The sequence below is a fragment of the Streptomyces sp. NPDC058401 genome, from assembly GCF_042722885.1.
Lineage (GTDB): Bacteria > Actinomycetota > Actinomycetes > Streptomycetales > Streptomycetaceae > Streptomyces.
Window position 1 is genome coordinate 60,905 of record NZ_JBHXKA010000011.1, and the last position, 12,684, is coordinate 73,588.

Genomic DNA, 12,684 nt, shown 5'->3' on the forward strand with positions numbered 1-12,684 from the left:
CGCTTGCGCCGACTGCTGTACGACGCGCTGAACGGCATGAACGGCCATCGCTCGAAGGACTCCGTACTCCCCGCGATCGCCGCCCACCCGGTGCTCGGCGCCGTACTCCACGACTGGCTGCGCGATCGCGCCGCGGAACTCACCGGCGCGGCGGGACTGCCCGGTTCGCGAGCTGCGCTCCAGCGCCTGTCGTCCTTCCGCGCGATCGCCGGCCAGGTCAACCCGCAGGCCGTCGCCGAGATCGCCGCGTACGATACGGCGCCGATCCTCGGCGCCACCCTGCGCGCCGGCGTCCTGGACGAACTGGGCTGGCCCGCCCTGGAGGAGACCTACCGGCGGCTCGACACCGACCGGGCCGACCAGAACCACTGGATGGTGGTCGCCGAGGCCTGGCCCGCCCTGGTCCTCGCCAACCGCCACACGGCCGTCGTGGTAGGCCCGGAAGGGGTGCTGCTCGAACACGAGCTGCGCCTGCCCGCCGACCTGGACCGCTGGCGGCGCCCCCGCTTCCGGTACACCGACGGCGAACTGCTGGTCATCTGGGCGCAGGACGGCAAGCAGCGCGCGTACTGGTCGAACCGCCCCGGCGACCCCTTCACCCTCGGCGGCGAGCAGCTGCCGCAGTGGTGGAACGGGCAGGACGTCGGCTCGCCGTCCCTGCCGCTTCCCGGCGGCGGCCGCGCCACCGGCGGCCGCACCCTGCACGCGGGCGACACCACCCTGCCGTCCAGCCGCCCCGTGCTGGGCGACGGCACCGGACACTGGCGCCAGGGCAAGCAGGGCCGCGACCACTGCTGGGTCGAGTACGACCCGGCGGGCGGCACCCACGGCCGTGCCTCGCTGCCCGCCTTCCTGCAGTCGGGGATCCGCGAAGGCGCCCGCCTCGTGACCGAGGAATGCGAGGTCCTGCCGCTGCTCCCGGGCCTGGAGGCCACGCCGCTGGGCACCGACGGCATCGTCCTGGGCCGCTGGGTGCGCACCGAGGGACAGGACCCCGACCGCCGCGTCACCTCCGGAACCCCCGACGGGCGGACCGTCACCCTGGCCGTACCGTCCGGCCGCCGGGTCCACCCCGTACCGCTGGGCGCCCTGCGGCTGCCGGGCGGAGCCGCGCCCCTCGCCGCACTCGTCGGCGGCAACGTCGAGTTCTATCCGGCGGGCGCCGTCACCACCGACGCGCTGGGATCGGTACCCCTCGGTGAACAGGGCGGTGAGTACGCCGCCGGCACCCGGTACGTCCCGCCGCCCGCGTTCTGGCACGCCCTGCGCCCGCGCGACGAAAGGGGCTCGGCCGCCCTGCGCACGGTCACCGACGCGCAGATCGCGACCCTCCTCGACACCGTGGGCACGGCACTGGCCGCCCGGAAGGCCGCGGTCGCCGCCGACAAGTCGTACGCCGGCCCCACCGCCGACGAGCTCATCGAGGCCGCCGTCGCCACGGAGCTCCCCGCGCTGACCGACGCCCGGCTGCTCACCGGCGTGAGCGCACTGGTCCGGACGGCCGCCCACCACCGCGCCGCCACCGCCGCGTACGCCACACCCCCGCAGGACAGCCCGCACGGCGGGAAGCGGTACGGCGACGGGATGTACGCCGACCACCGGCCCCTCCACGGAGACGACACCACCCTGACCGCCGCCGTGGACGGGATCGCCGCACGGGGCGGATACCGCTACTGGAGGCAGGAGGTGAAGTGGAGCGGACTCCAACAGATCCTCTCCGTCAACCAGGTCCTGTCCGGCAAGCCCGCCGACGGCGAGCCGCTGCCCGACCCCACCACGTTGCCGGCCCTCGGCGACGGCTGGACGAGCGAGAGCCGCACGGTCCCCGGCATCGGCCTGGGCTGGCTGCCGTTCCTGGACGCCCTGGGCCCCCTCGCCTACCGCGCAGCCGCCCCCACCACCACCGACGAACACCGGGAGGCGCTGCTGCTCCTCCTGGAAGCGGTCGCCACCGGCCCGCTCGCCAACCCCGTCGGCGCCCTGCGACAGGTCCTGCTGTGCGAGGAGGACAGTGAGGAGGACAGCGAGGGCCAGACAGGCAAGAAGCAGCGGCTCGGCCAGGTCCTGCGCCGCGGCGACCGTACGGTGGTGATCCTCGGCCGGGAGCACACCCGCCGCGACGACCGCGTCCACTGGCTGGCCCTCGACCACGACCCGGAAGGGGCGTTCGGCCAGATCGCCGGCTTCACCCACCACGAGGACCAGCGGTACACCCCCGCCCTCCCGCACGAGCGCCTGCTCCCGCTGATCCGCCTCGTCCGCGAGCGCGGCGCCGCGCCGTGGCGGCCCGAGGCGCCCCTCGCACTCGACGCCGCCACCGGCATCGGGCCCGCACAGGCGACCCTGCTGGTCGCGGCGGGCACCGGTGAACCGCACGCGGCCGCACTGGCCCTGGCGGGCCTCAAGGCCCGGCAGGCCGAACGGGCCGACGCCAGGCTGAGCGCGCTCGGCGTCACCAACCGGCTGGCGCTGCTGGACGCGCTGCTGCCCGCCGACCCCGCCGACCTGTGGGAGACCGGCCCCGACATCGCGGCGGCCGCCAAGACCTGGGCGGAGCGCCTGGGATCGCTGGTCCGGCTGCCGGAGGACCTGGGAGACGTCCTGGCCGGTGTCTCCATCGCGTCGGCCGAAGCCGTCCTCAACCCCGGCACCACCGAGTGGCTCAGCCGTACCACCCCGATGCGGCTCGACAAGGACGGCAACCTCGTCGCGGAGGACCCGGCCGCCGTCCCCGGGCGCGGCCACCTCACGAGCGCCGTGGCCGCGCTCAGCGGGCTCGCCTACGGACTGCCGTACGGCCATCCGCTGCGCGCCCACCTGCCGGCCGGACTCGCCGCGCTGCGCCGGCGCCTGGCCGACCCCGGCCTCATCCTCGACCTGGACGTGGAGTGGACGGAGAAGGGCACCGCGACCGCGGTCCCGCTACGCACCGCGTACGGCCTGCCCGCGACCGGAGGAGCGGGAGCCGACGGCCTCACCCGCCTCGGGGACGCCGTCGTACTGCGCCCCTGGTACGGCGACACGGAGATGGCATTGGTGCGTACGGCCGGACTCACCGGCGCGGACGACCCCGTCTTCGGGCTGCTCGAAGGGCTGGTCGGCCCGGGCCGCTGCCACTCCCTGGCCGCCGTACGGGCCCTGCTCGGCGACGACCTCGAACAGGCCGTCCTGGCCGGGGCGGCTCCCGGCGGCTTCACCGGCTACGCCCAGGACCCCACCCGCTCGGTACCGGAGCTCGTCGCCGAGGTGGCCGCGACCCACGGGCTGGGCGACGACGCGGCCGCGCTCTACCTCCAGCTCCTCGCCCTGCCCGACCCGACCGACCGCGACCGCGCCCGGTGGACCGGCTGGACCCCGGGCCGGTCGAAGAAGGCCAGGACCGAACTGGCCGCCACCGGCCTGGTCCTGGAGGCCAAGCGGTCCCGCGCGGGCCGGACCCTGTTCCTGCCCTGCGGCTGGCACGACTTCAAGGCCCCCGCCCTGCCGGTGGAGACCTGGAAGGAACCCCTCTACCCGCTCCGCGGCCACACCCGGGCCGTGCCGCACCTGCCGGTACCCGCCCTGTTCGCCCGCGCATGGGGCCGGGTCAAGGACGGCGACGCCCCCGCCTTCGAAGAACTCACCACCCGTGCCACCCGGAAGGGCCGCCGCCGATGACCACCGACACCACCTTCTCCGCACCCCCGTCCGAGCCCCCGCCCGCCCGGCAGGTCAGCCCGCCCGAGGACCGCCACGCCACCGAACTGGCCTTCCTCGCCGCCTACGACAACGGCCCCCGCCCGCCCGCCTGGCTGCTGAGCCCGCGCGCCGTCGTCACCTTCGTGATGGGCAGCGGAGGCGAGGCCCTGCGGCTGCCCGAGGGCGCCGCGGCGCCCGACGGCGTCCCGCGCAAACTGGTCGTCGAGCAGAAGTTCGTCGGCGACCGCGCCCTGGTGGAACGCTGCGTCGTCACCCTCGCCGGAGAACGCGGGCTGCTGCTCGTCGGCGAGCCCGGTACCGCCAAGTCGATGCTCTCCGAGCTGCTGTCCGCCGCCGTGTGCGGCACCAGCGGCCTGGTGGTGCAGGGCACCGCCGGCACCACCGAGGACCAGCTCAAGTACGGCTGGAACTACGCGCTGCTCCTGGCCCAGGGCCCCACCCGGCAGGCCATGGTGCCCTCCCCGGTCCTCACCGCCATGACCCGTGGCGCGGTGGCCCGCGTCGAGGAGATCACCCGCTGCCTGCCCGAGGTCCAGGACGCCCTGGTCTCGCTGCTGTCCGAACGGCGCATCTCCGTCCCGGAGCTCGCAGGCAGCGCCGACGCCCTCGCCCACGCCGCCCCCGGCTTCACCCTCATCGCGACCGCCAACCTCCGCGACAGGGGCGTCTCCGAGATGTCCGCGGCCCTCAAGCGCCGCTTCAACTTCGAGACCGTCGGCCCCATCGGCGACCTGGACGCCGAGACCGCCCTGGTACGCCGCCAGGCCCACGCGGCCGTCACCCGGGCCGGTGCCCCCTTCCAGGTGGACGACGCGATCCTCGAAGCACTCGTGACCGCCTTCCGCGACCTGCGGGACGGGCGGTCGGCCGAAGGCTGGGACGTCGAACGCCCCTCCACGGTGATGAGCACCGCGGAGGCGGTGTCCGTGGCCGGTTCGCTGGCCCTGGCCGCCGCGTACTTCCCCGGCGACCGGGACGTGCTGTCCCTGCTCCCCGGCCACCTGCTGGGCGTGGTCCGCAAGGACGACCCGGCCGACGCCGCGCGGCTGCTGGGCTACTGGGACGGCGCGGTGCGCCGCCGCGCCGAGCAGGGTTCGGCGACCTGGCGCACCCTGTGGGACCTGCGACCGGCCCTGGAGAGCTGACGCCATGACCGTTCCGACCCCGGCCCCCGCCACTGCGGCGGGAACCGCCACCGCGCTACCCGACTCCGCCGCGCTACCCGACTCCACCGTCCTACCCGACTCCACTGCCCTACCGGCCTCCACCGCCCCGGCCATGACTCCGGACGAGGCGGTGGAGGCCCTGACCGACCCCACCGCCCCGTACCTCATCGGCGTGCGCCACCACGCGCCGTCGCTCGCCGCCGTCATGCCGGACCTACTGGACGCGGCGAAGCCCGAGGTACTGCTCGTAGAACTCCCCGCGGATCTGCAGGAGTGGCTGCCCTGGCTCGCCCACGCCGACACCCGGGCCCCCGTCGCCCTGGCCGCCGTCCCCGCCGGCTCCGGCTGGGACGGCGCCGGGGACGGGCGCGGGCCCGCCTTCTACCCGTTCGCCGATTTCTCTCCCGAACTCGTCGCCCTGCGCTGGGCCGCCCGCCACAACGTCCCCGTGATCGCCTGCGACCTGCCGCTCTCCGACCCGGCCCGGCACGAGCCCCGACGCCCGGCCGGGGAGGGCCACGAAAGACCCGGGCTGCGCGAGGCGCTCACCGCCCGCCTCACCGGCCGTCCCGGCGAGGACCTGTGGGACCGCCTGGTGGAAACCGCCGCCCCCGGCTCCCCGCCCGAGGCCCTGCGCCGCGCCGCCCTGCTCACGGGCTGGGCCCTGCGGCACGACGCCGAACGGGCCGGAGCGGTAGCCGAGTCGGACCTGACCCGCGAGCGCTGGATGCGCGCCCGGATCGACGAGGCCACGGCCGCCGGCCGCCGGGCCGCCGTGGTCGTGGGCGCCTTCCACACCCCGGCGCTGCTGGACCCCGGGCCCGGCCCGCTGCCGCCCGAGGACGCGCCCCCCAGCGGTCCGGCCTGGACCGTCTCCCTCATCCCGTACACCTACCCGCTGCTCGACGAGCGGTCCGGCTACCCGGCGGGCATCCGCGATCCCGAATGGCAGCACCTCGTCCTGGAGGCGGCGGGCCGTCCGGCCGCCATCGACGAGGCACTGCTCACCACGGCCGTGCGGATCTGCGGCGAACTGCGCGCGCAGGACCACCCCTCGGGGCCCGCGGACGCCCGCGAGATCGTCCGGCTGGCGGGCGACCTCGCCCGGCTGCGCGGCCTGCCCGCGCCCGGCCGCGGCGAACTCATCGAGGCCGTGCAGACCGTACTGGCCCAGGGCGAACCGCTCGGCCGGGGGCGCGCCGTCGCCCGGTCGCTGGAACGGGTCCTGGTCGGCACCCGCTCCGGCCGGCCCGCGCCCGCCGCCCCGCGCAGCGGCCTGGCACCGGCCGTGGAGGAGGAGGTCGCGGCCCTGGGCCTGCCCGGTCCCGCCGACACCGGTCCCGCCGCCCGCGACCTGCGGCTCGACCCCTTGCGCTCGGAACTCGACCGCCGCCGCGAACTCCTGCTGCGCCGCCTGACGGTCTGCGGCGTCCCCTACGCCACGTCGACGCCCGTCACGGGCGCGGGCGCCGGCGAGGCCGTGACCACCCGGTGGGAGGTGCGCTGGACCCCGGCCACCGCCGCCGTGCTCACCGCTGCCGCAATCCGCGGCGTCACCCCCGCCCAGGCAGCCGAAGGCCTGCTGCGCGAACGGCGCCGCGCCGAACAGGAAGACGGCGGGCCCACCGCCGCCCAGAGCATCGGCGGCCTCGCGGAAGCCGCCGCCTGCGGACTGCCCACACTGACCGACGAACGGCTCACGGAACTGGGCGATGTCGTCCCGGCCACCGGAACGCTGCCCCAACTGCTGGCCTCCCTCGGCCTGCTGGACCGCATCCGGGCCGGCCACGTCGCCGGACTCGGCCCGGACCCGGACCGCGCCGCGCGGTCGGCGGCGGCCGGCGAACTGCTCACCTCGGCCGCCGTCCGCCAGGTCGACGGCCTCACCGGCTCCGACGACCCCGAAGACGCTCGCGCACTGCTCGAACTCGCACACCGCGCGGACGTCTTCGGCGGGATCCGGCTCACCGACGCCCTCACCCGGCTGGCCGCCGACGGCTCGCCGCTGATGTCCGCCGCGGCCGGAGCCGTCCGCGTCCTGCTCGGCCACGAGGACGCCCACGCCTTCGGCACCCGTACCGCGTCCTGGGTGGACGCGGCCACCGACACCGCCACCCGGAGCGCGCTGACCGCCCGACTCACCGGCCTGCTCACCGCGGCCGGCCCGCTCCTGGAGACCATGGCCCCTGTCCTCGACCCGGTGCTGGACCGCGTCACCGACCTCGCGGACAACGCCTTCCTGGACCGCCTGCCCGCACTGCGCGGCGGCTTCGACACCCTCAGCCCCGCCTCCCGCGACCGGCTGCTCGCGGCGGTGGAAGACCGGCTCGGCGACGCGGTCGGCCTGGTCACCGACACGGACGGCATCGACCCGGCCGCACTGGCGCAGTGGACCCGCGCCGACCTGGCCGCCCGCGAGACCCTGGCCCGGCTGGGCCTGCTGCCCCCCGCCGACCGGCCACCGGCCCCGGACGCCGCCGCGACCGGTGGCACCGCGACCGGTGGCACCGCCGGCCGCGCGGCCGCGCAGCGGGGCGGCCTGCCGCCCGCAGCCTTCCCGGCGGTGCCCGCCGTAGCCGGGGGAGCGGCCGGGAAGGCCGCACCCGCGGGGGAGCGCTTCCTGGCCCCCGCCGACCGCTGGCGACTGGTCCTCGGCCGCCGCACCGACCAACTGCCCACATCGGCAGCACCATTGGCCACCGCGCTGGACGAGCTGTACGGCAACGGCCGCGGCGAAGGCTCCCGCGGCGATCTCGGCGCGGGCAACCGCGGCGGCCGCCAGGCCCCCTACCCCGGCGTCCGCGAATGGTCCGAAGAACTGTCCGCCCTGTTCGGCCCCGGCATCCGTGAGGAAGTCCTCGCCGCAGCCGCCGCCTCCGGCCGCCGCGATGTCCTGAGCGAACTCGACCCCGCCGCCGTCCGCCCCTCAGTCGACCTGCTGCGCACGGTCCTCCAGCACGCGGGCGGTCTCCCCGAGGCCCGGCTCGGCGCACTGCGCCCCCTGGTCCGCCGGCTCGTCGACGAACTCACCCGGCAGCTGGCCACCCGGCTGCGCCCCGCCCTGACCGGTATGGCGCTGCCCCGCCCGAGCCGCCGCCCCGGCGGACAGCTCGACCTGGCCCGCACCCTGCGCGCCAACCTCGCCACCGCACGCAGGACCCCCGACGGCAGCATCCAGGTCATCCCCGAGCACCCGGTGTTCCGCTCCCGAGCCCGGCGCGCCGCGGACTGGCGGCTGATCCTGGTCACCGACGTCTCTGGTTCCATGGAGGCCTCCACCATCTGGTCGGCCCTCACCGCCGCCGTCATGGCCGGGGTACCCACCGTCTCCACCCACTTCCTCGCCTTCTCCACCGAGGTCATCGACCTCACCGACCACGTGCACGACCCGCTGTCCCTGCTGCTGGAGGTCCGGGTCGGCGGCGGCACCCACATCGCCGCCGGGCTGCGCCACGCCCGCACTCTGGTGACCGTGCCGTCCCGCACCCTGGTCGTCGTGATCAGCGACTTCGAGGAGGGCTATCCGGTCGGTGGGCTCCTCTCCGAGGTGCGCACCCTCGTCGGAGCCGGGTGCCACGTACTCGGCTGCGCGAGCCTGGACGACGCCGGCCGCCCCCGGTACTCGACCGGCGTCGCCGGGCAGCTCGTCGCTGCAGGAATGCCGGTAGCAGCCCTCAGCCCGCTCGAACTCGCCCGCTGGGTAGGGGAGAAGATCGCATGAGCCAGGACAGCCGACACCTGCCCGCCGTCGCGCCCGCCGTGACCGCCGAGATCGTCGGCGCGCTCTCGCCCAGGCTGCGCAAACGGCTCGACGCCGCCATCACCAAGATCGCCGACCGGCCCGTCACCCGCGACGGCGACACCGTACGGATCGCGGTCGACGACGAGACCGGCCTGGAACTCCACGCCCCCGCCGGGGTGGTGAGCACGGCGGACGCCATCCGCTGCGGCTGCCTGCTCGCCCCGGACTGCCTGCACCGGGCGGCGATCGCGTCCGCCGCGCCGGTGGCCGACCCGGTGGCCGATCCGGTGGCCGATCCGTCCGCTGATCCGTCCCCCGACCCGTCCTCCGACCCGGATGCCGGGCAACCGTCCCCCGCCGAGGACGCCGGACCCCCGCAGCCGCCGGAGGCCGAGGAGAGCACGGCCACCCCCGAACAGCGTGCCGCGGCAGGCCACCTCTGGGCAGCGGGCGCCGCCCTCCTCGACACAGGCATCGAGGGCGCCGGAGCCGTCCTGCAGTCCGAACTGCTGCGGGCGGCCCACACCGCCAAGCTCGGCGGCCTGCCCCGCCCGGCCGCGGCCGCCGTCTCCGTCGTCACCGCGCTGCGCTCCGCCCGCTCCGCCGACCCCGCGCACCGCCTCGCCGACCTCACGGCAGCCGTCCGCGAACTGCTCGGCGCCGTCCACCGGCTGCCCGACGCCACCGGCCCCGAACTGGCCGCCCTGCGCGGCACCGCCCGGCAGACCTACGTACCGAACGGATCCCTGCGCCTGTACGGCCTGTTCACCGAACCCCTGATCACCGCCGGCGGCTACGCGGGCGCCATCACCTGGACCGCCGCCGCCGACGGCCGCCTCTACACCGTCTCGGACATCGCCCCGGGCGGCCCCGGCCGTGCCACGGCGGCAGCCGGGCGCACCGTACGCCTGGGCGATACCGCGCTCACCCACCGCCAGTTGTCCCACGCCGGGCTCGCCCTGTCGGGGGCCACCGTCTCGCCCACCGGCCGTCTCGGCGCGGGCGCCGGGAGCAAGGCGGTCCAGGCGGCGGGCGCGGCCTGGACGGACGAACCCATCGCCGCCCTGTGGGCCCCGCCGGCCGCCGGACAGGCCGCGCGCGCCCTGCACTCCGAGGCTCCCGGCGGCGACCTGCTCTTCCTCGACGTGACGATCCTGGGCCCCGCCCGCGAGACCGGCGGCGACTGTCTCCTCGCCGTGTGCGAGGACCTGACGCTCCGCCTCACCGCGGCCCACGACCATCCCGCGCTGGCGTACCGCGACAACCTCCGGATGCTGGCCGCCCTGCCCGGCACGCGCCTGCGCGTCATCGGCCGCCTCGTCCCGGACGCCCGGCCCACCCTCCAACTCCTGGCGTCCGCCCATCCATCGGATCCCGCCCGGCGCGTCGACCTGGGCCTGGACCGGCTGCAACGGGCCGACCTCCCCGCCTCCCCGCCACCGCCCGTCGCGCAGGCCCCCACCGGCCCGGGGACGGACCCGGCCCCCCTCCACCTGCTGCGCCGCCGCCTCGAACAGGCCGTCGCCGCCGGACGCCCCTTCCTGTCCGTCCCCGGATCACTGTCGGCCGACACCGGACAACTGCGCCGCTCGGCCCTCCCCACCGCCGCCGACCTCCTGGCCGAACTGCAACGCACCGCCACCCGGCGTGCCCGCGACCCCTTCGGCCGCCTACTCCCCGCCGACCCGACCGACTTCGCCCGCGCCTGGCTGGGCGCGGCCCTGTACGCCGAGGCGGCCGAGACCTCACTGTGTGCGGCGGCCTGGCAGCCGGACCGGTCTGCTCGCACCTGACGAGTATCCGCGCCCGCATCTTCCCCGGTCCGATGCGGGCCGGGGAGGGGGCTGGGGTACTTGCTATAATCCACCAATCGGCCTTCGGCGCCCCGAGTTGGGTGCGCGCGAAGGCTTTTTTCATGCCTTCTGACACATCTGCCTACGGCACTCCTCCCACCACCTACCGACACCTGCTGCGCAACCGTGAATTCTTCGGCCTGTACGCCGGCTTCACGCTGACGGTCGCCGCCAGCACCTTGTCGGGCTTCGCGCTCGGCACACTGGTCAACCAGCAGACCAAGTCCCCGTTCCTGACCGCTGTGAGCATGTACGGCGCCACCTTCGCGACGGTATTCGGTGCGCTGACGCTGATGTCGGTCGCGGACGGAAGCCGTCCCCGCCGGACCCTCGTCGCCCTCCAGTGCGTCTCGCTCGCAGGTGTCGCCGCACAGGTGGTTCCAGGGCTGCCGCTCGCCGCCCGGTTCGGTCTGCTCCTTGTCCTGGGGTTCTTCCAGTCCCTGGGAACGGGCGCACGGATGGGGCTGCTCGCCGAGGTGGTGCCGGCCTCCACCTATGCACTCGCACGTTCGCTGATGAACATCACCTCGGGAGGCATGGCCATGCTCGGCTACGCCATCGGCGCCGTACTGCAGCGGTACCTGAGCCCGCAGGAGGTCTTCGCCGTCGCGACAGCCCTGACCGGCGGCGGATTGATCCTTGTGGCGGTGACGGTCCGGGAACGTTCGATCCGGCTGACCCGTCGTCCTGGACTGCGCCAGACCTGGACGACGAACATCGAGCTCTTCTCCCACTCCGGCCAGCGCGCCCTGCTGCTGAACCTGTGGGTCCCCAACGGTCTAATCGTCGGCTGCGAGGCCCTGTTCATCTCCTACGCCCCCCAACACGCCGGCGTCTTCCTGGCCGCCGGATCGGCAGGCATGCTCTTCGGTGACCTTGCGGTCGGACGGCTGATCACCGCCGAGCAGCGGCGCCGCTACGCATTCACCCTGCGACTGCTGCTCGCCGCCCCCTACCTGCTGTTTGCCGCCCACCCGCCCGTGCTGCTGGCGACAGCCGCCGTGTTCATCGCCAGTGTCGGCTTCTCTGCCACGCTGCCGCTTCAGGAACAACTCCTGGAGTTGACCCCTGATCCGGTCCGTGGCCAGGTCCAGGGCGTCGAGTCCGCCGGCCGGATGACGTGGCAAGGCATCGGAGCCGCGATCGCCGGCGGCATTGCCCAGCACTTCACTTCTGGCACGGCCATCACCTTCGTGGCCGCCGTCTCCATCGCCATCACCGCCTTCTCCCGGCCCTACGTGGTCCGCGCCCGAGCCGTCCGCGTCCAGGCGGCCCATACATAGAGTTCCCACCACGGTGCGAGCGGCGGGCGCGGCCAGAGGCGCCCGCCGCGTCTTGCTACGCGTCGACAGCATCCGGGGTACGAATGGGCCGCCGGGCAGGTCGGGGGAGCTGGCGGGTGTTGCACGTTGCGGCAGGTCGGGGCGGTGGCCATAGCTGACCACGGCTCCGCCAGTCGCTGCGGACCGCGTAACGGATCTTGAGATCCATGAGCAACTCATGGCAGGCTCGTGTCACATGATCGATGACTTCGCGAAAGACAACCTTCACAAGAGACTGCGGCGGGACCGTGAGGCGCTGCTCTGGAAGCTCGACGGCCTGTCCGAATACGATGCGCGCCGGCCTCTGACAGCGACCGGGACCAACCTCCTCGGCCTGGTGAAACACGTGGCCACGGTCGAGGCCAGGTACTTCGGTGAGGTCTTCCACCGCCCTTCGCCGGAACCGCTGTGCCGGTGGCAGGACTCCGATGGAAGCGATCAATGGGCGGCCGAGAACGAGACGCGCGATCAGATCGTCGGGTTCTATCGGCGCACGTGGGAACACTCGGACGCCACGATCAACGAGCTTGCCCTCGATGCCCCCGGCCACGTGCCCTGGTGGCCGGAGCCCCATACGGACACGAACCTGTTCGCCATCATGGTCCATGTCCTCGGAGAGACCATCCGGCATGCCGGGCACGCCGACATCCTGCGCGAGGGCGTCGACGGCCGGACCGGGTTGCGCGCCGAGAGCGAGCAGCCGATCGACGAGGAAACCCGTTCAGCCCACTTCGCGAAGATCCAGCGGACCGCCAGGACGGCCGCACCGACCGAGGCCTAGAAGGCCGTCCCACGACGTCACGTCACGTGACGTTCGAGCGGCACGCCATCGCCACGGGGCGGTACGTCCCCGCTGCCTCCCCTTGACGACACGTTCGCTTCCGTACCAGGCAGAGGCGTCG

The 12,684-nt window shown here is 74.8% G+C and carries 6 protein-coding genes; all 6 read left to right on the plus strand.

Features of this window, described 5'->3' with window-relative positions; translation table 11 throughout:
* The first annotated feature begins 3 nt into the window (after positions 1–3).
* The 6 genes from ACFWNV_RS06230 to ACFWNV_RS06255 all read left to right on the plus strand — a co-directional run bounded on the left by ACFWNV_RS06230 (position 4) and on the right by ACFWNV_RS06255 (position 12,563).
* The gene (locus tag ACFWNV_RS06230) at positions 4–3,657 is read left to right on the plus strand and encodes a hypothetical protein (protein ID WP_383941292.1); all 3,654 of its coding nucleotides are present in this window, start codon (positions 4–6) and stop codon (positions 3,655–3,657) included.
* Complete coding sequence (locus ACFWNV_RS06235; protein ID WP_383941295.1) at positions 3,654–4,844, plus strand: AAA family ATPase; 1,191 nt, start codon at positions 3,654–3,656, stop codon at positions 4,842–4,844. The genes ACFWNV_RS06230 and ACFWNV_RS06235 overlap by 4 nt, the downstream gene beginning before the upstream one ends.
* A 133-nt stretch (positions 4,845–4,977) precedes the next feature.
* A complete protein-coding gene (locus ACFWNV_RS06240; RefSeq protein WP_383941397.1) occupies positions 4,978–8,586 on the plus strand; it encodes a DUF5682 family protein in 3,609 nt (1,202 codons plus the stop codon).
* A complete protein-coding gene (locus ACFWNV_RS06245) occupies positions 8,583–10,400 on the plus strand; it encodes a hypothetical protein (protein WP_383941298.1) in 1,818 nt (605 codons plus the stop codon). Before ACFWNV_RS06240 ends, ACFWNV_RS06245 begins: the two co-directional genes overlap by 4 nt.
* Positions 10,401–10,522: 122 nt before the next feature.
* Positions 10,523–11,743, plus strand: coding sequence for an MFS transporter (locus tag ACFWNV_RS06250; RefSeq protein WP_383941301.1), 1,221 nt, complete (start codon positions 10,523–10,525; stop codon positions 11,741–11,743).
* 235 nt (positions 11,744–11,978) lie between these two features.
* The gene (locus ACFWNV_RS06255; RefSeq protein WP_383941304.1) at positions 11,979–12,563 is read left to right on the plus strand and encodes a DinB family protein; all 585 of its coding nucleotides are present in this window, start codon (positions 11,979–11,981) and stop codon (positions 12,561–12,563) included.
* Positions 12,564–12,684: the final 121 nt, after the last annotated feature.

Excerpts from the sequence above, each read along its gene's own strand:
- ACFWNV_RS06245 (WP_383941298.1), top strand. The coding sequence starts at position 8,583 with ATGAGCCAGGACAGCCGACACCTGCCCGCCGTCGCGCCCGCCGTGACC.
- ACFWNV_RS06240 (WP_383941397.1), top strand. The coding sequence starts at position 4,978 with ATGACTCCGGACGAGGCGGTGGAGGCCCTGACCGACCCCACCGCCCCG.
- ACFWNV_RS06255 (WP_383941304.1), top strand. The coding sequence starts at position 11,979 with ATGATCGATGACTTCGCGAAAGACAACCTTCACAAGAGACTGCGGCGG.
- ACFWNV_RS06235 (WP_383941295.1), top strand. The coding sequence starts at position 3,654 with ATGACCACCGACACCACCTTCTCCGCACCCCCGTCCGAGCCCCCGCCC.
- ACFWNV_RS06250 (WP_383941301.1), top strand. The coding sequence starts at position 10,523 with ATGCCTTCTGACACATCTGCCTACGGCACTCCTCCCACCACCTACCGA.